This window comes from Acidiphilium sp., from assembly GCF_049977125.1.
In the GTDB taxonomy this organism is placed as follows: Bacteria; Pseudomonadota; Alphaproteobacteria; order Acetobacterales; family Acetobacteraceae; genus Acidiphilium.
This window is the reverse complement of record NZ_JBMFGY010000025.1, coordinates 1-25,064: the sequence shown is the minus strand read 5'-3', so window position 1 is coordinate 25,064 and position 25,064 is coordinate 1. Positions and strand designations below refer to the sequence as shown.

Here is a 25,064-nt window from a genome sequence, read left to right as displayed (position 1 = left end):
AAGGTTGGGGCCATCCACCTCCGCCAATCCCGGCGGCACCAAAACCTTGAAACGACCGGGGAGCCCGACAGGCGCGGTTGACAGAGACCCCTCAGCGCATAAAAACCGCCTTCATCGGGCGGACGCCCGGTCGGTTCGCCGTTATCATGCAATCAACCAACAACAACAGGAAACCAGCCATGTACGACACCAAAAACCTCAAACACCTCGCCACCATCGGCAACCATGCGCCCAAAGCCATGGCAGCGTTCGCCGCGTTCGACGCAGCCGCGATGGCCGACGGTGCGGTCCCGGTGAAATATAAGGAACTGATCGCGATCGCTGTCGCCCACACCACCCAATGCCCCTATTGCATCGATATTCATGCCGGCAAGGCGCGGGCGGCCGGAGCGACCGATGCCGAGATCGCCGAAACAATCATGGTTGCCGCCGCACTGCGGGCTGGCGCGGCGGTGACCCATGGCACCCATTGCTTTCACGAAAAATAAGCTCAACCTGTCGGCCTCGAGCATTTTCCGATCAGATGAAGTCATCTGATCGGATGTAGTGCTCTAGACTTCGTTCCGACCTGATGATCCGATCAGGTCGGACGGTGCGCCAACCGTCAGTTTCAGCAACACCGGCAACGCCAGCAGCACCAGCGGAAACTGTACGACGAAGCCGGAAATGATCGCAATGGCCAGGGGCTGTTGCATTGCCGACCCCTCGCCCACCGCGAACGCCAGTGGCAGGAGTGTCAGGATCGCGGCGAGCGTGGTCATTGCAATCGGCCGAAGCCGGTTGCGGCTGGCGATGATCAGAGCCTCGCGCCTGTCATGATGTTCGGCGAGCGACTGGTATTCCGAGACATAAAAGATCGCCATTTCGGTGGCGAGGCCGACGATCATGGTCATGCCCATCAGCGCGGTGATGTTGAGTTCCACGCCGGAGATGAACAGGCCGATGAACACGGCGAGGCTGGCGAGCAGGGCCGTGAACAGGATGGCGCCGGCGATGATGAAGCTGCGGTAGAGGAACAGCAGCAGGATGAATTCAGCCGCGATGGCGGCGACAAAGACCTTGGCGAGGCCAACGAAGGCGATCTGCTGCTGTTTGTAGAGACCGCCGAGCGTGTAGTGCATTCCGGCGGGCAGTAGGCCGGGTCGGGCGAGGGTTTTGCGAACATCGGTGATCACCCCATCGATGCCGCGACCACTGATGCGCCCGGTAATCGCGGTGATCTGCTGGAGATTGTCGCGGTCGATTTCCGGCTGGCCGGAGACGATTTTGAACGTCGCGAAATCGCCGATCGGGATCAGGGCGCCGCTCGGCGTGGCGACCGGGATGCGGGCGAGGGCGGCAATGTTCTTTTTCGAGTGTGACGGCAGGGTGACGCGGACATCGGTGAAGCGATATTGGCCCGGCAGGGCAGTGACAACGCTGCCTTCGAGTGCGGTTTGCAGCGTCTGGCGCACCTGATCGGGGTCGAGCCCGAGCATGCCGGCGCGGGCGGGGTCGATATGGATGTCGATCGCGTCGCCGGCGAGGGTGACGCCGTCGAACACCGAGACGACACCTTTGATCGCGCCGATCGCGGTGCCGATCTTGTGGGCGGTGGCGACCAGCTGGGCGGGGTCGCCGTGCAGTTTGATCTCGATTGGTTGCGGCACGCCGGTGAGGTCGCCGAGCAGGTCGCTCAGCATTTGTGAGACGTCGAAATCGACGCCGGGGACCTGGGTTTCGATTTTCGTGCGGATGCGGTCCATGACATTCCAGATCGGCGGGCGGTCGGCGAGGGGTTTGAGTTCGACGAACATGTCGCCCTGGTAGGGTTCGTTGAGATCGCCGCCGAGGCCGGCGCCGGTGCGGCGGGAGAAGGTCGCGACGGCGGGGTCGGCGCGGAGGATGGTTTCGATCTGGCTGATTTCGCGGACCGATTCGGTGAGCGAGGTGCCGGGCAGGGTCTGGTAGTTCAGGACGAAGCCGCCTTCGTCGAGATGCGGCAGGAAGCCGGTGGGTACGGCGCGGTAGGCGAGGAGGCCGGCGATGATCAGGGGGATGATGCCGATGGCGAGCAGGGCGGGCCGCGCGATCAGCCGGGGCAGCAGCCTGCCGTGCCAGCGTTCCATCCAGCCGTCGCGCCCGGTGGCGCTGCGGCGGTCGGCGGGGTCCTGCCAGCGGTCGAAATCGATCAGGGTGCGGGCGAGGACGGGGACGGCGAAGGCGGAGAGCAGCCAGGAGGCGACGAGCGTGGCGGCGAGCGTGATCGAGAGGGCTTTGAAGAAGGCGCCGGTGACGCCGGAGAGAAAGGCGAGCGGGGCGAAGACGATGAGGGTGGCGAGGGATGAGCCGGTAAGGGGGGTGAGAAATTCGGAGGCGGCGGCGAGCACCGCACCTTTCGCCGCGGTGCCTCCAGTGTGGCCGGCGCGGCGGGCGATGTGTTCGATCATGACGATGGCGTCGTCGATCACCAGACCGACCGAGGCGGCGAGGCCGCCGAGCGTCATGATGTTGAAACTCAGGCCGAGCAGGGAAAGCAGCAGGATCGCCGAGGCCATCGAGGCGGGGACGACGAGCAGGGCGACCAGCGTGACGCGCCAGCTGCGCAGGAAGAAGATCAGCACGAGGCCGGCGAGGATGATGCCGATCAGGATGGCGTCGCGCACCGATCCGGCGGCGGCGGTGACGAGACCGCTCTGGTCGTACCATTTCACCAGGGTGACGCCGCGCGGCAGATCGGGCCGGTAGGCGGCCAAAGCGTCGCGCACCGCGCGATCGACGGCGACGGCGTTGCCATCGGGTTGCTGGAATACTTGAAGGGTGACGGCGGGGATGCCGTTTTCGGCGACGCGGTAATAGACCGGGACCGTGCCCATCCGCACGGTTGCGATCTGGTCGAGCCGGACGACGCCGTCGGGTCCGGCGCGGACGACGATGCGGCCGATGTCGCGTGCGTTGTGCAGGGTGTTGTCCTGCACCAGGAGATAGAGCCGGTCGTAATCGGTCATGCGGCCGACCGCGGCGAGGACGTTGGATTTGGTGACCGCCTGTTCGACCTGGGCGAGAGTGATATGCAGGCTCGCGAGGCGCCGGGGTTCGACCAGGACGTGAACCTCGGGCGTGGCACCGCCCTGGACGCTGACTTTGGCGACGCCGGCGATGCGGGTGAGGGCGGGGACGAGATGGTCTTCGGCGATGGCGCGGAGCCGGGTTTCGGAAATGCTGCGCGATGTCATGGCGTAGGCGATGATGGGGAAGACCGTCGGGTCCATCCGGCGGACGATGTATTTCGTGCCGGTCGGGAAGTCGGGCAGCATCTGCGCGATCGCGGCATCGACCTCCAGTGTCGCCTGCACCATGTTCTGACCCCAGTTGAAATCGATGTAGATCTGGGCGGAGCCGCGCGAGGTGGCGGAGCGGACCGAGACGACGCCGGGGATGGCGCGCAGGGCCTGTTCGGTCGGTTTGGTGACTTGCAGCACCATCTGCTGTGCGGGGCGGGCGCCGGCATCGATGTTGACGCGGACGCGGGGGAACGAGGTGCGCGGGAACAGGCCGACCGGCAGCGAGAGGGCGGCGACGGTGCCGGCCAGCGCGAGGCAGGCCATCAGGAACAGGATCGCGCGCTGCTGGCGGGCGAGGAAGCGGGCGAGACCCATCAATGCGTGACCCGCACGGCGATTCCCGGAGTGAGTTGGTAATTGCCGCTGACCACGATCGGCAGGGCGGGATTGATCCGGCCGGCAACGACGGCGCTGTTGGCCGTGCTTGTGACAATGCTGACCCGCACGGGGCGGGCGTGGCCGTGATCGATCTGCCAGAGCTGGAAATACCTTCCGTCCGGCAGGGCAGCGTCGCGGGGTACGATGATGCCGCGCACGGTGCCGATATCGATCTCGGCGCTGATGGTTTCGCCGAGCAGAAAGCCCTTCGGCGGCAGGGAGATCGTGGCGTCGACCAGGCCACTCTGCGGATTGACCATCGCGCTGATTGCCGCGACCTTGCCGTTCACCGCATGGCCTGCGTGACCGGGTTTCATCAATGCAACCGGATCGCCGGGATGGATCTGGTTGGCTTCCAGCGGATCGAGGCCGATGGTGGCGACCAGCACATCGGTGCGGATGAGTGTCAGGATCGGGGCGCCCGGCGTCAGGGCAGCGCCCGGCGCGACGGCCACAGTGGCGATCACGCCGTCATGGGGCGCGACCAGGGTGGTGGTCGCACGGTCCGCGCCTTCGAGCCGCAGGGCATCGCGCGTCGAGATCGCCGCCTGTTCGGCCTGTTCGGCCTGCGCCAGCTGGATCGTGGTGGCCAGATGAGCCGCGACCAGCGCGCTCGTATGCGCGAGCGTCGCCACCGCCGCGCGCACCGCCGCCTCGGCCTGGGCATAGGCCGCCTGCGCGCTCGGCGCGATGCCGATCACCGCGAGCGCCTGACCCCGCCGCACCGCCTGCCCCGGCATGACATCGAGCGTGCTCAGGAATCCCGCGGCATCGATGGTGATGGTATCACTCGCTCCCGGTGCGGCACCGATCGTGCCGTAGGCGGCGATGCTGCGCGGAATTGCCCCGGTTTTCACCGGGATCGTGGTGACCAGAACACTCGGCGCCGGGGCGGCCTGCGCGACCGGAACCAGCAGCAGCGCAGCCAGCAGGCGTCGTTTCATCGCACTTCTCCCTTGATGGTCACGAGGGGCAATCCCGCCCCCAGCAGGGTCGCAAGCGCGATCCGCCCAGCCGCGATTTTCTGTTCGAGCGCAATGACCTCGGTGCGGCGCAGCGCCTGCTGGTCGATCAGGTCGGTCTCGGTCCTGGCATCGATCAGCCTGGCGCGATAGGCTGGCAGCGCCTTACTCACCGCCCGGTCCGCCTCAGCTTGTCGCGCAAGCGCGGCATGCCGCTCATGATTGAGCAGAGCCAGCGCCTGCCGCGCCGCGATCGCCCCGCCCCGCGCCGCCGTAAGAGCCGCGGTAAACGCCTCATGCAGTTGCCGCCGGGTTGCCCGCGCCACCGCCACAGCCCCCCGATTTCCATTGAACACCGGAAGATTGAGCGAAATACTCGGCCCCACCGTAGCGACCCGGCTGGTATCCGACCCGCCGCTGACACTCAGGGACAGTAACGGAAACTGCGCCAGGATCGCAGCCCGCAGATCCGCATCGGCCGCCTGATACCCGTAGCGCAACGCGATCAGGTCGGGCCGGCGTTCGGCGAGCGTCGCGACCAGATGATCCACCACGACGGGCGGGATCACAGGCCGCGTCAGCCGGATCGGTGCATCCGGGGTCACGTCCAGCAGCGCCGCCAACGCCGCCTGATCGGTCAGTTCCTGCTGCGCCGCGTTATCCCGCGCGGCATCGATCCCTGCCAGACTCGCCGCGGCGGCGGAGGCCTGATCGATCGTCAGATTCCCCGCCGCGAGCTGCCGGCGCGCATCGTCACTCAGAAGCCGCAATGCCCGCCGCGCGCGGTCGAGCGCGGCGAGGCTGCGGCGATCCGCCCAGAGCGCGGTCGCCAGTGTTTCCGCCTGCGAGGCCACCTGGACTTCCTGCCACATCACATTCGCTGCAACCTCGCCGTCCCGCGCCCGCGCCGCCCGCAGCCGCGCACCCCGCGTGATCAGCGATGCCAGATCCTGCGTGATCGACCCCGCGACCGAGGGTGCCACCGCCGGGCCGCCGAGCAACGCGCCGAACCCGCCCTGCAGGTTCGGATCGGGCAGCAACCCCATCGCGAACACCTGCGCCCGCGCCACGCTTCTCTGCGCCCGCGCCGCCACCAGTGCCGGATCGTTGAGTACCGCCAGCGCCGCGATCGCCTGGGGCGTCAACGCACTGGTCGGATCGATGCTGCGGCCATCCGGCAAGACATGGACAATCCGCCCGAGCGTGGAATGGAGCGACGGCCTCAGGTTCAAATCACGCGTGCGATACGACGCACAACCCGCGAGCAGAACGGTCACAGACAGGAGCGCCGCGATCGGAGAGGAGAGGCGAAGGGTGGAAATAGTCATTGTGCCGGTGGATGTTGCCCCCGTGCTGTGGCGCACCATCGGTGCCCGCAACTTTGCTTCCGGTTTGTCGTTTTGTAATCTTCTGAAATTCCGCTTGACCCGGCCATAAAACCATCGCTCCTGCTCCGGTCATGGCGGCGAACCCAGGTCTGCGCATCCTGTTGATCGAGGACGATCCCCGCACCGGCGACCTGGTGCGCACCGGACTTGCGCCGGAAGGACATGACATAACGGTTGTACCCGACGGCCGTACCGGTTTGCTGCGTGCCGGCGGCGAATTATGGGATATCATCATCGTCGATCGCATGCTGCCCGGCCTCGATGGGCTGGGGCTGCTGCGCATGTTGCGGGGCGCCGGCATCGCCACCCCGGCTCTTTTCCTGACCGCGCTGGGCGGTGTCGATGACCGGGTCGAGGGCCTGCGCGCCGGGGGGGATGATTATCTGGTCAAACCCTTCGCCATCGCCGAGTTGAGCGCGCGGATCGCGGCACTGATCCGTCGCGGTGCGACGAAACCGGTCGATCCGGTGCTGCGCGTCGCCGATCTGGAAGTGGACCGATTATCGCGCGAGGTCCGGCGTGATGGCCGGCGGATCACGCTCAAGCCGCGCGAGTTCGCGCTGCTGGAGTACATGATGCGCCACGCCGGACAGGTGGTGACGCGCACGATGCTGCTCGAGGCGGTATGGGATTTTCATTTCGACCCTCAAACCAGCGTCGTTGAGTCTCACATCTCGCGGCTGCGTGGCAAGATCGATCGGGGGTTCGAGTCTGAACTGGTCCAAACCATCCGGGGTGCGGGCTATCGGCTGGGTGATGCGGCCTAGGCTGTTTCAAACCACCAGCGTGCGTCTCGCGGCGCTCGGGGTCGGGCTCGCCACGGCCAGTGCGGCGGTGATGTTCGCGGTCATCTATGTCGGCGCGCTGGGGGCGATGCGCACGACGCTCGATACCGACATCGATAACGAAATCAGTGAAATCATGGTGCAAGGGCCACAAACCCCGCCCGGCGTCGTGGCGGCAGGACTCCGCGCGGCGATTGCCGAACCGCCAACCGGCACGTTTTACCGTCTCGATGATCAACACGGCAGATTGATCGCCGGCGATGTGACGCTGCCGCCGTTGCCGCCGGGTTGGCATAGCCTGTCCCTGCCGGACGCACGGCCTTTCACCGGCCATGTCCGTGCGCTGCGGGCGCGGGTCGAGCGCATCACCGGCGGCGGCACGCTGCTGGTCGCGGCAGACGCGACCACGCTCGATGAGATGGACGAGTTGATCCGCCGCAGCTTTCTGATCGGATTCGGGATCATGCTGGCGATCGGAATTGCTGCCGGCATCGGTTTCGGCCGCCGGGCGCTGGCACGGATCGAGGCAGTCAGCGCCACCGGTGCAACCATCATGGCGGGTGATTTCACGCGGCGCATCCCGCTATCGGGTTCAGGTGACGAGTTCGACCATCTCGCCAGCGTGATCAACGCCATGCTCGACCGGATCGAGCAATTGCTCGGCAATATCAAGGCGGTCGGCGATGAGATCGCGCATGATCTGCGCTCGCCGCTCGCCCGGCTGCGCGAGTCGCTCGAACTGCTGCTGCATAATCCCGACCCTGCGCTGATCGCGGGCGCGCTGAGCGATGCGATCGCACAGGTCGATGCGACACTTTCCCTCTCCGCCGCAATTCTCCGGCTGGCCCAGATCGAGAGCGGCGCGCGCCGCGCCTCGTTCGCACCGGTCGATCTCAGCCTGCTGCTCAATAACCTCGCCGAGACCTACGAAACAGTCGCGGAAGATGCGGCGATGCAATTCATCGGCGCGATCGCCCCTGGTCTGGCAATCAAGGGAGACGCGGCGCTATTGACGCAGATGACCGCCAATCTGATCGAGAACGCAATCAACCACGGGTGCGCCGGCGGCATCATCACCCTCTCAGCCCAACCGGACCACGGCAGAATTGTGATGATCATTGCCGACGATGGCCCGGGCATCCCGCCGTCACGCCATGTGGAAGCGTTGCGCCGCTTCGGCCGGCTCGATCCAAGCCGGGCCGCCGAGGGTCACGGCCTCGGTCTGCCGCTGGCGGCGGCGATCGCGGCGCTGCATGATGGCACGTTTAGCCTCGGTGCCGCGCGGAATGATGCCGCGCGACCCGGGCTTGCGGTCACGATCCGGTTGCCGCCGTGCCCGCCTTGCTGACGCTGGTCACCGCGGTGAACGGAACCGACAAGGCCCCAAGATTAAGTGATACCGAGTTGGTGCCGCTGGTGACCCCCGTGGCCGTGCCGGTGACCGTGAACGGCAAGGCGGTCGGCACGCCGCTCGTACCCTGGCCCATCACCGCGACATTGTAGGCGCCATCCGGCACCGTCGTGCCGCTGGCGTCCTGACCGTTCCAGGTCCAGGTATTGCTCCCCTGGGTCGCGTTGATCGCGGTATCGAGAATCTGCGTGCCGGCGCTGTTATAGACCGCAATTGCCACCGGCTCGGCCGCTGGGGCAGTGAAGCTGAGACTGGCCTTGCCGTTCTGGAGCGGCACTTGACTGGAGGTGGCGGTAACCTGGCTCCCAAGCATCGAGCTGGCCTGGGTGAGATCCCCGGCCTGGGTAAGCTGGATCAATTGGCCAAGGCTGGAGTTGGTGTTGATCTGTTGTTCCACGCTGGAAAACTGCACCAGTTCCGAGGTGAACTGGCTTGAATCCATTGGACTCGTTGGGTCCTGATTCTGCAGCTGGGTGGTCAGCATGGTCAGAAAATCATTGTAATTGGTTGAGAGCGCGCCGAGTGCGCTTGTGGTGCTTCCGGTCGATGAAGACGTCGCGGACGAGGACGCGGAGGTCGTACCAGTGGCCGTGGTGCCGGTGCTCGTCCCGGTGGTGGATGATGTGCTGGTCAACCCGGCCGCGGCGGCATTGGCGGCGGCGGTCAATTGGCTCTGCTGGTAGGCGACGGATGCGATACTGCCGGACATTGCTGATATTCCTTTGATTGAAATGCACGATGAGAAATATGGATTCAGGCCATAACATTGACGCCAAACCGACGCATGGGTGCCGATGCGGACGCGATCACGCTCTCCGGGATCGTGGCAATCTCATCGACCTGCCCGTGCCGGTTATACGCGTCCGCGGCGCCGCGCGTGGTCTGGCCCGCGCTTTGACCGTCAGATTGCTGGCCTCCCTCGCGCCCAAACCCACTGCCTGACCCGCCGCTCAGACCATCGCCGGCTCCGATGCCACTTCCCGCCGGCGTCTGGCTGCCACTATCCGAGCGCACCGGCTCGAGGTGAAAACTCAGGGTGCGCTGATCGAGCGGAACACCCGCCTGGGTCAACATCTGTTGCAATGCGGCGTGATCGTTCTGCAAAGCATCCAGCGTGGACGGATGAGTCGCCCCCACGGCGATCACCGATTGACCATTTTCATTACGGTCGATCTGGATCGTCACCATGCCGATCGCGGGCGGCGCCATCGCGATGGTCAACCGCGTCCCGCCGGACGCGCCGGCGCTGGTTACCGGAATGGCGCCGGCGGCGACCATCGCTGCGGTGAGCTGAGTCGTCGCGGGCGCCGGTGTGCTCGCGGCCGGCGTTGCCGTACCGCTCATCGACACCTGATCACTCGCATTGCTCGGCAGCGCGACGAACAGATCGGCCGCGAGCGGCGCGACCGTGCCCTGACCGGACGCCGCAATCGCCGGCTGTTTCACGTTGCCGCTCGCGGCATTGATCGAAGACGCCGAGGCTTGGGCAACGGCGGCGGTCGCCGCGGGTTGCGCGGCGGTGCCCGACGCCTGACCCGTCACGCTGGATGGCCCAACGGCAGCACTCGCGTGCGCCTTCTCGCCTGGAGGGGCGATGACAAGATCGGTTGCCGCCGAAAGCCCCTTCCCCTGACCGGATGTGGATGGTGTTGCGGCACCCTGCGTTGATGCGGCAGCCGATGCAGTCGCAGCTGCGAGATCCCGCCCACCCGTCCCGGAACCGGACAGTATCGCCTGACCGGCGCCGGCTGCGTCGGATCCGGCAGGCGTGTGTGCCCCCTTGGCATCGGCGAGAGGGGCTGGCGTGGCGGCCGGATCGGCTACCGTCATCCCCGGAAGCGGCATTGCCAGCGGCATTGTCAGCGGCATCGGGGCGGTCGGGGTGGATATTGACGCCGCATCACCCGGCTTCGTGGCGACATTGGTCGGTTTCGATGTGTCGCGCGCACCGCCCTTGGGACCGCTGGCGGGTGTCGATGCCTGGCTCGAGGATGCATCAGACGCAAATAAGGCGGCGCTGCCGGCGCTCATTGGTCCCGGCGCCCCCGCAAGGGTCAATGATTTTGCGGTGGATGTCGGCGCTGTTGTCGTGATCGGCGATGCCGCTTGCCCCGATGCCGGCGCAGCCGCCGTCGCGCCGGGAGATGATTTCCGCGGGGCGACTGCGGCGGACGCGGGTGATGCCGGTGTCGCCGCCGACAACGCCTGCGCAAACGAACTCGGCGTATCAGCGCTCGGCGGTGTTGACGCGTTGCTCCCGACCGGTGCCGCTGAAACCGGCGTGACCGAAACAGAGGCGACGGCGGTCGCAGCTTGCGGTGTTGTCATGAGAGGCGGAGGCGGGGCGATCGTCATAAAACGCTTCATGCAAATCCCCTGCCAAACCTCCGTGGCAACCGCACCGCCATTTCCGCGAGGGAAAAGCCCCAAAATCACGCCCCGACCCGGCAAGAAATGCCGAGCACATTCGGCCCACTCGGCTTAATCTGCCGACGGCACAGCCCGCCTGACAAAATATTCCGCCCGGAATCCGCCATCATCGCCCGGCGGACGATTTGGCATGGTTCCTGCGTAATGCGAGCCGAACCGGCCGGCAGACCACGCGCTAGCTTCCGGGCGGTTGAGAACTGAATTTTATCTGGAACGAGGGCAGAATGTCGATTTTTGGTGCTTTGGATACGTCGGTCAGCGGGATGCAGGCGCAATCGAGCGCCTTCACCAATATCAGTGACAATATCGCCAACAGCCAGACCACCGGTTATAAAGGTGTCGATACCAATTTCATCAATTATCTGGTGCAAAGCACCCCGACCAGCAATGGCGCCGACTCGGTCATCGCCCATCCCGACTATACCAACACAGTTCAGGGCACCGTCACCCAGAGCACCGACCCGCTGGCACTGGCGATCAGCGGGCAGGGCTACTTCAACGTCAGCGAACCCACCGCCAATACAACGGCCGGCAGCACGGCGCAGACATTCCAAGCCCAACAATACTACACGCGTGCCGGTGATTTTTCACTGAATAAGCAAGGCTACCTGGTCAACGGTTCCGGCGCCTTCCTCAATGCGTGGCCGATCAGTGCCAGCGGCGTGGTCAACACCGCCTCGCTCGCACCGATCCAGATTCCCCAAACCACCACACCGCCGGTCGCGACGCAGAATGTCACCCTGTCGGCCGCCCTGCCAACGACACCGGGAACAACGCCGGTGGACACCCAGGTCGATGTCTATGATTCGCTCGGCAACATGCAGCAGCTGAACCTGAACTGGACCCAGTCGAGCACCAATTCCAATCAATGGACCATGGCGGTCTATTCGCCGGGCGACACGGCAGGCAGCACAGCAACCACGCCGATCACCTCAGCGACATTGACGTTCGGCAATAACGGCACATTGAGCGCGATCAACGGCACGGCCGGCACAGCCGGCCAATCGGCAACCGTGGCGGTCCCCGCCAATTTCGGCAGCGGCAGCCAGCCGATCACCCTGAACCTTGGAACCTTCGGCGGCACCTCGGGCCTCACCGAATATGCCGGCACCAGCATCAATCTCCAGGGCATCACGCAGGACGGCACCCCGCCCGGCAATTTCAGCAATCTCTCGATCGACAACCAGGGCAACATCACCGTCAACTACAGCAATGGATTTTCGCAGGCGGTCGCCCAAATTCCGCTGGCGACCTTCGCCGCACCGGACGCGCTGCAAAACCAGAGCGGTCAGCTCTACACGGCCAGCCAGGGTTCGGGTGCCGCGACTGTTAACGCCGTCGGCAGTAACGGCAATTCGCTCGTGACCGGTTCAATCGAGAGTTCGAATGTCGATATCGCCACGCAGTTCACCAATCTGATCACCGCCCAGCAGGCCTATACCGCCAATTCCAAGGTCATCACCACGGCCCAGCAGCTGCTGCAGACCGTCGTGAACATGGTCCAGTAACTAAACGCTTCAGTAATTTTTTGGGTGGATACTTCTCGCCATGAGCATAGGTACCGGACTCGCCATCGCCAACAGCGGCCTCGCCGCAATTGAACAACAACTCTCCGTGGTGTCGCAAAACGTCGCCAACGCGAACACGGCGGGCTATTCCGCCGAAACGTCATCCCTCACCGCAACTTCGGCGCAGGGCATCGGCACCGGGGTGATCAGCGGTCCCGCGACACAGGTTGTCAATACCAGCATGCAGGCGCAGTTGAACGCCTCGGTCGGCAACCAGTCGTTCCAGCAGACCACCGCAACGGTGCTCGCGAGTATCGACCAGGTGATGGGCACGCCCGGCCAGGGCAACGACCTGAACAGCCTGCTCGGTTCCGTTCAATCGGCCTTTTCCACGCTGCTGACCGATCCATCCAACGTGGTGCAGCAATCGGCCGTGGTGACGGCGGCGCAAAACCTGACCGGCCAGATCAACGCCATCGCCGGCGCCATCGGCAGCGCGGCGCAGACCGCATCCTCCGGCGTCGCTGCCGGCATCACGTCACTGAACACGTCATTGGCCCAGGTCGGCACCCTGAACAACCAGATCATCAGCCTGGCCCAGCAGGGCAAAAGCACCGCCGATCTGAAGAACCAGCGCGATGCCTTGGTGCAGGGCATCGCGTCATTGACCGGCGCGAAATCCATCGCGCAGCCGAGCGGCGCCATCACGCTCTACACCCCCTCCGGCCAGCAATTGCCAACCAATGGCACCTTGCGCTTCAGCGCCTCGGGCAATCCTGCCGTCATCACCCTCGGCAGCCAAACCGTCACGTCCGAATTCACCGCCGGCTCGATCGGGGCGGGATTGCAACTGACCGGAAACACCCTGCCACAGCTTCAGGCCGGTTTGGACAGTTTCTCGCAATCCCTGGCAAACGGTTTCGCTACGGCCGGATTGTCGCTGTTTACCAATTCGGCCAGCGCAATCCCGCCCTCTGCGTCCGGGTTCTCCAACGTGATCACCGTCAACCCGAGTGTCGTGAGCAATCCCGCGCTGATCATCAACGGTACGCCCAACAACAGCAACACGAACAACGCAGCGGGATACACCGGCGTGATCGAGAACGTGCTGAACACGGCGCTCGGCGGCAGCACCAACTCACTCGCCGCGCAGGCGACGAATTTTACCGCCTCCGAAGCCGCCGTCAGCAGCAACGCCCAGACCGCCAGCACCGCCGCAAATGCACTGACCAGCGCCCTGACCACCCAGGCCTCGACCTCGAGCGGTGTCAGCATCGATCAGCAGATGGGAATGCTCGTCACCTTGCAGAACGCCTACGCGGCGAATGCCAAAGTCGTCACCATCGCCCAGCAGATGTGGGCAGCCGAGGAGGCCATGATAACATGAGCGGATCGATTTCAGGACTGACCGGCGGCAGCTACGGGCTGATGCAGCAATTGATCGCCGATGCCTCGGCAACCTCCGCCAAGCTCAACCAGCTGACCACGCAATCGACCACCGGCTATGTCGCGGCGACCTATGCCGGGCTTGACAGTGCAACGCCGGGATCGGCCGCGGGCGCGTTGTCGCTGGCGCCGCAAATCGCCGGCATCAACAACACCGTGACCAATCTCAACGCGGTCGCCGGTCAGATGCAGGTGCAGCAGAGCACGATCACCGCGATCAGTCAGATCGCATCGAGCGTCTTGTCGCAATTCCAGACGGTCAGCGCAGAAACCCCTCAGGGCGCTTTGACCTCCGCCTCCATGGCGCGCCAGGCCCTGAGCCAGATCGGCAATCTGCTCAATACCCAGGATGGCACGTCCTACATCTTCAGCGGTCAGAACAGCGCGGTACCGCCGATATCGAACCCAAACAACATCACGAGTTCGACATTTTACACCAATATCCAGAGTGCGGTGCAAAATCTCGCCTCCAACCCGAACGCCGCCGCCGCCGTCATCAGCTCGGGCGCAACCACGCCGCCGTTCACAAGCCCACCCGGTATCAGTCCACAACCGACGCAGGTGGCTGGCGCGGGCGGCGCGCTGATCACCACCGGGCTGGTCGCCAATGCGAATACGCTCATTCCGGCATCAAGCGGCACAACCACCACCGGCTCCTACATGAACGACATCATGACCAGTCTGGCCGCGATCGGCAGCGTCACCACGGCGCAGACCAGCAGCCCGAATTTCGCCGGCTTCGCGGCCAGCATGATCAACACACTATCGGGCGCCATCAACACCATGGCGTCGGACGCTGGCGCGCTTGGCAATAATCAGGCGTTGATCGCCACCCAATCGACCAACCTGCAACAGACCGCGACCGCTCTGACCACCCAGCTCGCCGGGTACGATCAGGTCAACATGACCAGTACGCTGGCTAATCTGTCATCCACCCAGACCCAGTTGCAGGCTTCCTATCAACTCATCGCCGCGATGAAGACGATGTCGCTCACCCAATATATTTGAGCCTTTCGATTCATCGGACGTTAACGACCTTGGCGCAATATGCGTCAGCTCTGCAAAATGCAGATCACCCGCTAAATCGTACCTAAGGAAAATACTATGTCCGGCATTGTCTCTTCGTCCATCATCACCAATTCCGCCGCCATGGTCGGCGTTGAAACCCTCAACTCGATCAACTCATCGCTGCAGACGGTGCAAACCGCCGTCTCGACCGGTTATTCGGTCAATAGCGCGTCTGACAATGGCGCGGCCTATGCCGTCGCCCAATCGGTCCGCACCACCATGTCGGGCCTGACCGCGGCCAACCAGCAGCTTGGCGACGTCTCCGGACTGGTGCAGACCACCAGCACGGCGCTCACCAACATCTCCAACCTGATGCAGAGCATGGACCAGACGCTGGTCAATATGTCGAGCTCCACCCTCTCGAGCAGCCAGCGGAGCCAATACGCTGCCGAATTCACGGCACAATTGCAAAACGTCGCTTCGTTCATCACCGGTGCCAGCTATAACGGCATCTCACTGATCGGCAGTAACTCGGGAACTCTGAAATCCTCGTCAGCAGTCTTCACCTCGACGAACCTTACGGTGGCGACCGACGCGAACGGATCGTCTCTGACAATCGCATCGACGAGTCTTTCGAGTGTGTACGCAACGCTCAGCGCGATTGGTACCGCTCTGACGACGAATGCAACTAACGCAGCGACCGTTGCGAATTTCCTATGTTCCGCCGGCTCATTTTCGACAGCGGTTTCGTCGATGGGCGGCTACATGAACACCTATGGCAACCTGACCAACCAGATCAACAATCAGGTAACCTACAACCAGAACAAGATGGACGCGCTCAGCAACGGGCTCGGCGCCTTGGTCGATGCCAACATGGCGGCGGAATCGGCCCAGTTGCAGTCACTGCAGATCCAGCAGCAGCTCGCCACCACGGCGCTCTCGATCGCTAATCAGTCGCCCTCTTTGCTGACGAAGCTGATCTAACCCACCGCGTGATCTCCGGCCAGTCGCGGCCGGCCGGAGATCGTTCCCCCGCTCAGCTGAGGTAGACAGAATGTCCGTGCTGGTACTCGAGCTTCGTCAGGGAGACATCATGGTGCTCAACGGCGCCCCGATCAGATTCCGCACGAAGTCACGCATCGAACTCACCGCCAAGGCGCGGTTCATGTTCGGTAAGCAGATCTTGCGGCCCGACGAGGTCGATTCGCCAGCCAAGCGGATCTATTTCGCATTGCAAACCGCCTACATCGGCACTGAGGATGAGCGCAACGCCGCTCTGATCCGCGCCCAGGATTTGATCGAGGAATTCAAGGCCGTCACCACATCGGCTCTGGCCCGCGAAATCCTCGATAAGGCGCTGGCCTTCGCCCGTGCCGACGATTGTTACGAGGCATTGAAACTCGCACGCCGCATCATGCGTCACGAGGCCGCCGTTCTGCAAACCCATCAATGATCAAAAAGGATCGAACATGTCTTCATCAGCCCGCATGGTAAAAGCCTATGGCAATGCGTCAGCCCTCCGCGATCTGCGCGATCAGGACGCTGACGTGTTCCGCCATTTCAGCGCCCTGCTGCGCAGTGCCACTGATGATCTCAGCCGCACCCGCGCCCTGGCCGGCACAAAAACGTTATGGCGCACCGTCCTCGCCGCCAATCTTGATCCGCTGAACCCGCTGCCGGCCCCCCTGCGCGCCCAGATCGTCTCGGTGGCCAATGCGGTGATCCGCATGGCTGAACAGGATAATCCGAATCTCGCCACCATCGCCGAGATCGGTGACAATTTTGCCAACGGCCTGAACGGCCGCAGCTGACGAAGGATCGCCGCCATGTCGGTCAGTCTCGCCGGGTTGCCCTCCAATCTTTCAACGCTGTTCTCGGCGATCAGCGGGACGGGTTCGACCGCGAACAGTGCGGCGTCTCTGGTAAGCATCGCCCAGGGCAGCGTCACCGCGGCGACGACCGGCGCGAGTTCGGAAAACCCGATCGTCGCCTTGCAGGTGGCGCAGCGCAATCAGACCCAGGACATCAAGAACGAGGCATTGCAACCCGCCGTCCAACGCCAGATCGCCGCCTTCACCAAAGCGGTCAACAGCGCCACTTCGGTCAAACAGCTTTTGTCCAATCCAACGGTTCTGAACGTGCTGCTGACCGCGAACGGGCTCGGTTCGGAAGCGGGTTATCCCGCTCTTGCGCAAAAAGCCCTGATGTCAAACCCATCAGATCCAAATTCACTGGCCAATCAATTATCCGGTACGAATTCGCAATGGTTGTCCACGGCCCAGACCTATCAATTCGCGACAAAGGGTCTGGCAATCATTCAACAGCCGAGCGCCATCAGCACAATCACCAACGGCTATGCCGAAGTGCTGTGGCGGCAATCTCTCGATGCACAGACACCTGGATTATCAAACGCATTATATTTCATTCAGAACGCAAAAAACTTTACATCCGCAGTTCAGATTCTCGGCGACTCAGTAATGCGATCCGTGGTCACAACAGCACTCGGAATTCCACAGCAGATCGCCTACCAACCCTTGAGCGCGCAGGAACAGTCCATCACCAGCGGATTGAACATCTCCGATCTTCAGAATCCAAAATTTATTCAGTCTTTCGCCGATCGTTATCTCGCCGTTGAGCAATCAAAAGCGCAGACCAGCACAGGTTCATCATCCAACCTCGAATCATTGGCGGTGCAGGCACAAGGCTTGCTCGCCTAATTTCGCCACTTACCCAAAAGGACATAAAACATGCCCGCAGTCTCAGATACGCTCGACCAACCGACCGTCAGCCAGAAGTCACCCCCGGATTTCTCCGCAACGCTGATCCAACGCGTCCGCAGCCTGATCGGCCGGGGACAAATCAATGCCGCCACTTTATTGTTGCCGACATTGCAGAAATTATGTCCCAATTCCGACGATGTCGCCCTCATCAAAGTCGAGATTGCGCTGGCGCGAGGTAATGTCGCCGAGGCTACAGCGACGATCGACCGGGGTCTCGCCGATCTGCCGCAAAGCGCCCCACTGCTGTTGTTGCGGGCCCGGTTGAACTTCCAGAACCGGGACATGGTCGGCGCCGCCATCGCGGCGGCGGATGCCGTGATTGCCGATCACACCAATGCGCCGGCTAAATCGCTGCTCGGCCAGGCATTACTCGAACTCGGCCAGACCGAACAGGCCGCAATCTGCCTCCGCGAAGCAATGGCGAAAATGCCGGGCGACATGCCGACTCTGAACGCGCTGACCCGTGCCGCACCCGCCGATGCCGAGGTGATGATTCGCGAAGCGATCGCCTCCGGTCATGACGATGTCCGCATGCGAAATGCGCTGGTCGGCGTTCTGCTCAAACGGGGCGACAGCGCTGGCGCCGACATCGAGATCCGGAATTTGACGGTACGCGGCGAGGCCGACGCACAAACCGAGATTCTTGCGATACAATCGGCAATCGAATCGGGGCATTGGTCCGAGGCGGCGGCGCTTTTCCATAAATCGACCGCGCATCTGCCCCGTCATGCTTGACGCCGCAGGCTCTGAAGAACCAGCTATCGCCACGTCCGAGGCGCCACTTTCGCTGCTCAGCCACGCGATCCTGCTGGAAGATCAAGGCGCCCACGTGGCCGCCCGGGCACTGATGCACAAGGTTACGGCATTGGTGCCAGACTGGGACGAACCATGGTTGCGGATCGCTCAAAGCTGGCGCGGTGAAGGTCGCAGGGCGGAAGCGATCGCCGCCTATGACGCGGCGTTGATGCGCAATCCCAATCGATTCGAGACCCTTCTCGCCCGGGGCGTCCTCGATCTTGCCGAAGCACCGCAGAATGCCGTCATGCTGTTGCAGCGGGCGGCAGAACTGGCGCCTGATCAGCATCAGATCTGGCATGCCCTGGGTTATGGACTGACGGTTCTTGATCAAGGCGCGGCCGCTGCCCGCGCCGTCGCGATGGCAGGGCGACTGGAGCCGAATTGCTCACTCTATGCCCGCGATTTTTTGGATGTAATGGAACGGTTTGGTCTGGATGGACTGGTCGAGCCACCCGAATGGTCGGACGGGGTGCGACTGGCCATGGATGGACGAGCGGCCAAGCTGCGCGGTGCTCTCGATGAAGCGGCGGATCTGCTGGAAGCCGCCATCATTCTTCTGCCTGACGACGCGATCGTCATGAAAGACCTCGCCGCGGTTTACCTCAGCACGATGCGTCCGGAACTGGCCGAGCCGTTGCTGCGCGAAGCGCATAGGCTGCTGCCCGATGACACGATCACGATCAATGATCTTGCAGTAACATTGGGGCGGCTCTACCGGTTCGGGGAGGCTGAACTGGTCATGAGCAAAATTCGCGACGAACATGACTTGTCGCCGCAGATGTTGTTCAATCGGGGTACGTTGAGAGCCTCGATCGGTGATTTCGAGGGATCGCGTCGTGACATCGATGCCGCGAAAGCAGCGACGACGGATCTGTGTTTGGCGCTGCAATCCGAATGCGCGTTGCTACCGTATCGCAGCAACACGACCGCCGCGATGCTGCGTGATGCGATGGCGGCGCTCGGAAACGTTCTGCCACACGACGAGTCACCCCTGATGCGACCGCGCCATATCACCGCGGACGACCGTGATCGGAAATTGAGGATCGGTTTGTTGTCCAACGCGTTGCGCCAACATCCTGTCGGGTGGTTGACGTTTGCGGGTTTCAAGGCGCTCGATAAAGCCGCTTTTTCGCTGCATTGTTTCGGGCATTATGAGCCGAACGACAGTTTTGCGCCGGATTTCGCGCGGCATGTCACCACCTGGCATGACATTGATGCCATGACCGATCGCGAGGCGGCGATACATATCGCCAGCCAGAATGTCGATATTCTGATCGACCTGAGTGGGATCGGCGATGGGGGGCGAACACCGATCATGGCGTATCGGCCGGCACCGGTGCAGATTAAATGGGTCGGCTCTCAGGCTGCGACATCCGGCGTGCCGACAATGGACTGGCTGATCACCGATCGGTGGGAAACCCCGGACGGCTATGATCGTTTCTACACTGAAAAACTGCTCAGGCTCCCGGATGGTTATGTTTGTTACACACCGCCGCCCAGCGCCGCGGAGGTCAACGCTCCACCGGCCTTGACCAATGGCTATGTCACGTTCGGTTGCCTCAACAATCTCGCGAAACTGACCGATGATTCCCTGCGGCTTTGGGCACGGCTGCTTGAAAGGCTGCCGGATGCGCGGTTGACACTTCGTTGCCCGCAATTTTCCGAACCAAACGTGCTGGAACGGTTTATCGCACGTGCCGATGGTCTTGGGCTCGCCTCGGCACGGCTCAATCTTCAGGGCCGGGCGCCACATCCGATGTTCATCGCCGCCTATCGGGATATCGACATCGCCCTCGACCCCTACCCCTACTCAGGCGGTCTGACCACCTGCGAGGCACTCTTTATGGGTGTCCCGGTGATTACGCTGGCCGGCGATTTTTTTGCGGCCCGCCATTCGGTCAGCCATTTATCGAATGCCGGCGTTGAGGGCTGTATCGCCACCACGCCCGATGAGTATATCGAGCGTGCCGTCGCAATGGCCGCCGATCTGCCGGCACTGGCCGACTTACGGGCGCGGTTGCGCCCACAGGTTCTGCAAAGCCCCCTGTGCGATGCGCCGCGCTTCGGCAAACATCTCGGCGCCGCTTTGCGCTTCGCCTGGCATGAATATTGCGCATCGATGCTCGCCGCCGCCGCTTGATCTGATGACGCGTCTGTGGTCCTGCAGATCGCATGACGCAATTTGCCGCTTGTATCGAGCGTACCAAACCTGCCGCCACATTCGCCATGGCGGCGCGCGCGCGTGCCCTGCGAGCGGCTGGAAAGGATGTCATATCGCTTTCGATCGGTGAGCCTGATCTGCCGACACCACCGCATATCATCGAGGCCGCGCATCGCGCGGCCCTGGCCGGAGAGACCCGTTACCCGCCGATCGCCGGTACCGATGCGTGCCGCGCGGCAGTGGCGCGGAAGTTCACCCGTGATCAGGGTATGGCCGTCGCCGCGAGGGATATTCTGATCACCAACGGTGGCAAGCAGGCGATTTTCAATGCGGTGATGGCGCTGATCGAACCTGGCGACGCGGTGATCATTCCTGCCCCCTGTTGGGCCGGTTATATCCAGGTGGTGGAATTTGCCGGCGGTGTGCCGGTATTCGTCCCCTGCCCCGCCCTGGCCGGGTTCCGTCTGGATGCCGCCGCGCTCGAATCGGCCATCACCGCCAAGACAAAATTGCTGCTTCTGAATTATCCCAATAACCCGTCAGGCGCAGTTGCCGACCAGGCCATGCTGAGGGGGGTCGCTGCCGTGTTGCGGCGACATCCGCAGGTGATGGTGATTGCCGACGATATTTATGAACATCTGATCTTCGAGGGCCGTTATCTCACACTGGCCACCACCGCGCCTGATCTCGCGGAGCGGATCGTGACGATGAGTGGCGTGTCCAAATCCTACGCGATGACCGGATGGCGACTGGGGTTCTGCACCGGGCCCGCGGCCTGGTTGGCGGCGATGACACTGGTGCAAGGCACCGCGACAGCGGGGGTTTCAACGATCAGCCAGGCCGCCGCGGTTGCGGCGCTCGATGGACCGCAGGACCTGCTGGAGGTTCACCGCGCCGTTTATCGCCGCCGGCGGGATCAGGTCGTCGCGGATCTCGCGGCGGCGCCGGGGGTCACATGCTCGCTTCCGGATGGCGCGTTCTACGCCTTTCCCTCGATCAGCGGTCTGCTCGGTCGCCAATCCGCCGGCGGTCGTCTGTTGACCAGCGATGATGATGTCGCGGAAGCCCTGCTCGATGAGGCGCTGGTGGCGACGGTGCCTGGTTCGGCCTTTGCCATGCCGGGACATATCCGCCTGTCCACCGCGGCGGCGGATAGCATCCTGCGCGATGCCTGCGCCCGCATCGTGGCGTTTTGCGCCGGCGTGCGGTGAGGGGCTTTGCACGGAAGCGGTTCATCCGCTCGTTTGAATCACACGGGGGTTTTGGCACTCATTTGCAAAGGGAGGTGGCTTACAATTCTTCTTGGCGGATCATGTCGACCTTCATCATCAGGGCGAGCACAAAACCCTTGATCGGGCGCTGTAGGCCGAGTTGCAGCAAAATGGCCATCGGAATGAAGACCACCAGCGACGTTGCATAATCCAGCGTATGATTGCGATCCGCGATAATCAGCCCGGCGCCGATGATCGCAAGTCCAACGACGATGGTCAGATAGGGCGGCAACGTGTCACACGGCACACGGCCGAGCGGCGCGTGGCAGACCGGACAGGTCTTGCGGATATTAAACCAGCCATCGAATGCTGAAGCCTTGCCACAGGCGGGGCAACGCATGGCGACACCGCGCGCCAGCGCTATGCCCCAAGAGGGCATGGTGAAATTGCGCTTCGCGTCCGGCACCTTGCGCCGCCATTGGATTACCGGGTCAAGGGGCATCTTACCGGCGTCCTGAGTAGAGGGGTCGATCGCGACGCGTTGCCCTGGTTGATCGTTTGTCACCCGACATGGTTCTGACATGGCCAGGGTAGCGCGTTGTTTCAATGGGCGGCGTCGGTGCGGACGCGCGAGGACTGATTTCGGGTCGATAGAACCGGAGGTTCAGCACGACGCGAGGAGACGGAGGATCGCTTCGGCGGCGCGGATGCCATCGACCCCGGCCGAGAGGATGCCGCCCGCATAGCCCGCACCTTCGCCGGCGGGGAACAGGCCTGGGGTGTTGAGACTTTGGCCGTCTTTGCCGCGGGTGATGCGGATGGGGGCGGAGGTGCGGGTTTCGACGCCGGTGAGGATGGCGTCGGCGCGGTCGAAGCCGGGGATTTTTTTGGCGAATGCGGGGATAGCTTCGCGGATAGCCTCGATGGCGTAGTCGGGCAGGCAGGCGGCGAGGTCGGTCAGGTGGACGCCGGGTTTGTAGCTGGGGGTGACATCGCCCAGCGTGGTCGAGGCGCGGTTGGCCAGGAAGTCACCGACCAGTTGGCCGGGGGCGTGGTAGGTGCTGCCGCCGGCGATGTAGGCGTGGGATTCGAGGCGGCGCTGCAATGCCATGCCGGCGAGGATGTCGCCGGCATCGGCGGTGGGGTAATCCTCCGGGGTGATGCCGACGACGATGCCGGCGTTGGCGTTGCGTTCGTTGCGGGAATACTGGCTCATGCCGTTGGTGACGACGCGGCCGGGTTCGGAGGTGGCGGCGACGACGGTGCCGCCGGGGCACATGCAGAAACTATAGACGCTGCGGCCGTTGCTGACGTGGTGGACCAGTTTGTAGTCGGCCGCACCCAGGATGGGATTGCCGGCGAAGCTGCCGTAGCGGGCGTGGTCGATCAGCGATTGCGGGTGTTCGATGCGAAAGCCGATCGAGAAGGGTTTCGGGTCGAGGTGCACACCGGTATCGCGCAGCAGTTCGAAGGTGTCGCGGGCGGAGTGGCCGATGGCGAGGATGATGTGGTCGGCGGTGAGGGTTTCGCCCGATTCGAGCACGACGCCGCGGGCGCGGCGGGGGTGTTGGTCGATCAGCAGGCCAGTGACCTTGGCGCCGAAGCGGTATTCGCCGCCGAGGCGTTCGATGGTGGCGCGCATGGTTTCGACCATGCCGACCAGGCGGAAGGTGCCGATATGGGGGTGGGCGACATAGAGAATTTCGGGCGGGGCGCCGGCGGCGACGAATTCGGTGAGGACTTTGCGGCCGAGGTGGTTGGGGTCGCTGATCTGGCTGTAGAGTTTGCCATCGGAGAAGGTCCCGGCCCCGCCCTCGCCGAACTGGACGTTGGATTCGGGGGTGAGGATGCCGCGCCGCCAGAGCGCCCAGGTATCCTTGGTGCGTTCGCGGACCAGTTTGCCGCGTTCGAGGATGATCGGGCGGAGGCCGGCCTGGGCCAGGATGAGGGCGGCGAAGATGCCGCAGGGGCCGGAGCCGATCACGATGGGTCTGGTTTTCGGCTTGTGGGCCTTGGGCGGTTTGTAGCTGATGTCCGGTGTGGGGCGGATATGGGGGTGCGGCGGGACCGCCGATTCGTCGTTCACGGTGGCGTCGATCGTGTAGGTCAGGCGGATGGCGGCTTTGCGGCGGGCATCGATCGCGCGGCGGAACACGGTGAAGTGTGTGAGTTTGGCGGGAGCGATGCGTGCGGCGACGGCGGTGGCGAGGGCGGGTTCGTCGTGGTCGAGCGGGAGGATGATTTCGGTGAGGCGGAGCATGACCGGGGTTTAGAACGCCACGTGGGGAAGCAGAAGGGAAGACTTCTTTTTTTGAAAAAAAAGAAGCAAAAAAACTTCGATCGATGCGTCCATACTGGTGAAACCACCCCGGACCAGCGGACAAAAAACTTCCTGCTTACCCATAAGTCTCAGCCAATTTGAGCAGGCGATACGGCATCGGCGGCGCCTGCACGATGGCGTATCCGAGTCGTGGGATCATGCTGGCGAGATCGTATCGGCGGTTGAAGCGGTACTCGAATTCGGCGAGGTATCGCGGGACGTGCTTGGTGCTGATGGCCCGATACGTGCCGTTGATGGCGGATTTGATATTGCCCAGCGCGGTATTGACCCATTTGAACACCGGGTTGCGGACCGCCGCAGGGCCGCTGCCGGTCAGGATTGCCTGGTGCTGGCATCCGGCGTCGGTCACGCGATGAAAACAGGCCAGCCCATCACTGACCACGGTGCAGGACGGATCGAGGCTGTTCAACGCAAATCGCGAAATCGCCTGGCCGGTGAACCCGGCGACACGGCGCAGTTTTAAGCGCGCCGGCTTGCCGTCATCGGTGGTCTCGACCGCGGCGACAAACGGCGTCTTGCCCGGTGCGCCGCGTCCACGCTTGCCGCCCGAACGCTCACCGCCCAGGACCGCATCATCGATTTCAACCCGTCCCTTCAGGCGTTTGCGCCCGTCGCGCTCCATCATCGCCTGCTGGATTTTGTGCTTGAGCATCCACGCCGTGGTCTGGCGGACACCGAGGCGCCGCCCCAGTTCGATCGAGGAGATGCCCTGTTTGCTCTGCGTCAGATGGTACATCGCCCGAAACCACGTGCGCAGCGGCAGTTTGGTCGCCGCGAAAATCGTCCCCGCGATCGGCGACGTCTGGCGACGGCAGGTGCTGCATTGGAACAAGTCGCGCGTCTTGAGCTCGCTGTAGGATGTCCCGCCGCAGACCGGACAGGAAAACCCATCGCGCCAGCGCAGTTTGATCACCACAGCCCGACATTGCTCCTCGGTGCCGTACAACCGATCAAATTCGGCCTCGCTCAGCCCCTTCTGCAACTGCACCGCATTGCGCGCCATCGAAAACCTCCGCTCATGCCTGAATGTTCCTATTTTGCACATCACGGAATACGGCTGATCAAGGTGGGTAAACAGGAAGGTTTATATCGATCATGCCCATGATTTCCCCATCTCCCATTGAGGTTGTGTCC

22 protein-coding genes are annotated in these 25,064 nt (G+C 63.3%); 14 read left to right on the top strand and 8 right to left on the bottom strand.

The genetic code is table 11. From position 1 onward, the window contains the following. Positions 1–179: 179 nt before the first annotated feature. Positions 180–488: a carboxymuconolactone decarboxylase family protein gene (locus ACP5E6_RS06325; RefSeq protein WP_427952945.1), complete on the top strand. Its 309-nt coding sequence runs from the start codon at positions 180–182 to the stop codon at positions 486–488. Positions 489–551: 63 nt separating this feature from the next. Here ACP5E6_RS06325 and ACP5E6_RS06320 read toward each other — a convergent pair whose 3' ends face one another. The 3 genes from ACP5E6_RS06320 to ACP5E6_RS06310 are packed head-to-tail and all read right to left on the bottom strand — an operon-like array spanning position 552 to position 5,991. Beyond that, complete coding sequence (locus ACP5E6_RS06320; RefSeq protein ID WP_427952943.1) at positions 552–3,638, bottom strand: efflux RND transporter permease subunit; 3,087 nt, start codon at positions 3,636–3,638, stop codon at positions 552–554. After that, positions 3,638–4,645: an efflux RND transporter periplasmic adaptor subunit gene (locus ACP5E6_RS06315; RefSeq protein ID WP_427952941.1), complete on the bottom strand. Its 1,008-nt coding sequence runs from the start codon at positions 4,643–4,645 to the stop codon at positions 3,638–3,640. Before ACP5E6_RS06315 ends, ACP5E6_RS06320 begins: the two co-directional genes overlap by 1 nt. Beyond that, positions 4,642–5,991, bottom strand: coding sequence for a TolC family protein (locus ACP5E6_RS06310; protein WP_427952939.1), 1,350 nt, complete (start codon positions 5,989–5,991; stop codon positions 4,642–4,644). Before ACP5E6_RS06310 ends, ACP5E6_RS06315 begins: the two co-directional genes overlap by 4 nt. Before the next feature lie 131 nt (positions 5,992–6,122). On the opposite strand from ACP5E6_RS06310, the gene ACP5E6_RS06305 reads away from it, so the two are divergent. Next, positions 6,123–6,818 carry a winged helix-turn-helix domain-containing protein gene (locus ACP5E6_RS06305; protein WP_427952937.1) on the top strand — a complete coding sequence of 232 codons (696 nt, stop codon included), beginning with the start codon at positions 6,123–6,125 and terminating at the stop codon, positions 6,816–6,818. After that, positions 6,808–8,184: a sensor histidine kinase gene (locus ACP5E6_RS06300; RefSeq protein WP_427952935.1), complete on the top strand. Its 1,377-nt coding sequence runs from the start codon at positions 6,808–6,810 to the stop codon at positions 8,182–8,184. Before ACP5E6_RS06305 ends, ACP5E6_RS06300 begins: the two co-directional genes overlap by 11 nt. Here the strand turns inward: ACP5E6_RS06300 and ACP5E6_RS06295 are convergent. Then, positions 8,150–8,956, bottom strand: a complete 807-nt coding sequence (locus ACP5E6_RS06295; RefSeq protein WP_427952933.1) for a flagellar hook assembly protein FlgD — start codon at positions 8,954–8,956, stop codon at positions 8,150–8,152. The genes ACP5E6_RS06300 and ACP5E6_RS06295 overlap by 35 nt on opposite strands. A 44-nt stretch (positions 8,957–9,000) precedes the next feature. Next, positions 9,001–10,116, bottom strand: a complete 1,116-nt coding sequence (locus ACP5E6_RS06290; RefSeq protein WP_427952931.1) for a flagellar hook-length control protein FliK — start codon at positions 10,114–10,116, stop codon at positions 9,001–9,003. Positions 10,117–10,129: 13 nt separating this feature from the next. Here ACP5E6_RS06290 and ACP5E6_RS06285 point away from each other — a divergent pair, with 13 nt between their 5' ends. The 11 genes from ACP5E6_RS06285 to ACP5E6_RS06235 all read left to right on the top strand — a co-directional run bounded on the left by ACP5E6_RS06285 (position 10,130) and on the right by ACP5E6_RS06235 (position 21,589). Then, positions 10,130–10,732 (top strand): hypothetical protein, encoded by a 603-nt coding sequence (locus ACP5E6_RS06285; protein ID WP_427952929.1) that lies wholly within the window; start codon positions 10,130–10,132, stop codon positions 10,730–10,732. Between the two features lie 169 nt (positions 10,733–10,901). Beyond that, positions 10,902–12,185, top strand: coding sequence for a flagellar hook protein FlgE (gene flgE, locus ACP5E6_RS06280; RefSeq protein WP_427952927.1), 1,284 nt, complete (start codon positions 10,902–10,904; stop codon positions 12,183–12,185). A 40-nt stretch (positions 12,186–12,225) separates the two neighbouring features. Next, on the top strand, positions 12,226–13,572 hold the full coding sequence (flgK, locus tag ACP5E6_RS06275; RefSeq protein WP_427952925.1) for a flagellar hook-associated protein FlgK: 1,347 nt from the start codon (positions 12,226–12,228) through the stop codon (positions 13,570–13,572). Beyond that, entirely contained in the window at positions 13,569–14,639 is a 1,071-nt protein-coding gene (locus tag ACP5E6_RS06270) for a flagellin (RefSeq protein ID WP_427952923.1), read from the top strand. Before flgK ends, ACP5E6_RS06270 begins: the two co-directional genes overlap by 4 nt. A 96-nt stretch (positions 14,640–14,735) precedes the next feature. After that, positions 14,736–15,623: a flagellin gene (locus ACP5E6_RS06265; RefSeq protein ID WP_427952921.1), complete on the top strand. Its 888-nt coding sequence runs from the start codon at positions 14,736–14,738 to the stop codon at positions 15,621–15,623. A gap of 70 nt (positions 15,624–15,693) precedes the next feature. Then, positions 15,694–16,092: a flagellar biosynthesis repressor FlbT gene (locus ACP5E6_RS06260; protein WP_427952919.1), complete on the top strand. Its 399-nt coding sequence runs from the start codon at positions 15,694–15,696 to the stop codon at positions 16,090–16,092. Positions 16,093–16,108: 16 nt separating this feature from the next. Next, positions 16,109–16,450, top strand: coding sequence for a flagellar biosynthesis regulator FlaF (locus ACP5E6_RS06255; RefSeq protein ID WP_427952917.1), 342 nt, complete (start codon positions 16,109–16,111; stop codon positions 16,448–16,450). A gap of 15 nt (positions 16,451–16,465) precedes the next feature. Then, complete coding sequence (locus ACP5E6_RS06250) at positions 16,466–17,356, top strand: DUF1217 domain-containing protein (protein WP_427952915.1); 891 nt, start codon at positions 16,466–16,468, stop codon at positions 17,354–17,356. 30 nt (positions 17,357–17,386) lie between these two features. Further along, on the top strand, positions 17,387–18,154 hold the full coding sequence (locus ACP5E6_RS06245; RefSeq protein WP_427952913.1) for a tetratricopeptide repeat protein: 768 nt from the start codon (positions 17,387–17,389) through the stop codon (positions 18,152–18,154). Next, entirely contained in the window at positions 18,147–20,357 is a 2,211-nt protein-coding gene (locus tag ACP5E6_RS06240) for a tetratricopeptide repeat protein (RefSeq protein WP_427952911.1), read from the top strand. The genes ACP5E6_RS06245 and ACP5E6_RS06240 overlap by 8 nt, the downstream gene beginning before the upstream one ends. A gap of 32 nt (positions 20,358–20,389) precedes the next feature. Next, entirely contained in the window at positions 20,390–21,589 is a 1,200-nt protein-coding gene (locus ACP5E6_RS06235) for a pyridoxal phosphate-dependent aminotransferase (RefSeq protein ID WP_427952910.1), read from the top strand. Positions 21,590–21,668: 79 nt separating this feature from the next. Here ACP5E6_RS06235 and ACP5E6_RS06230 read toward each other — a convergent pair whose 3' ends face one another. From ACP5E6_RS06230 to ACP5E6_RS06220, 3 genes are all read right to left on the bottom strand, one after another. After that, a complete protein-coding gene (locus ACP5E6_RS06230) occupies positions 21,669–22,091 on the bottom strand; it encodes a DUF983 domain-containing protein (protein ID WP_427952908.1) in 423 nt (140 codons plus the stop codon). Between the two features lie 162 nt (positions 22,092–22,253). Then, on the bottom strand, positions 22,254–23,849 hold the full coding sequence (locus tag ACP5E6_RS06225) for an NAD(P)/FAD-dependent oxidoreductase (RefSeq protein WP_427952906.1): 1,596 nt from the start codon (positions 23,847–23,849) through the stop codon (positions 22,254–22,256). A gap of 136 nt (positions 23,850–23,985) precedes the next feature. Next, a complete protein-coding gene (locus ACP5E6_RS06220) occupies positions 23,986–24,933 on the bottom strand; it encodes an IS1595 family transposase (RefSeq protein ID WP_427952904.1) in 948 nt (315 codons plus the stop codon). Positions 24,934–25,064 lie beyond the last annotated feature (131 nt).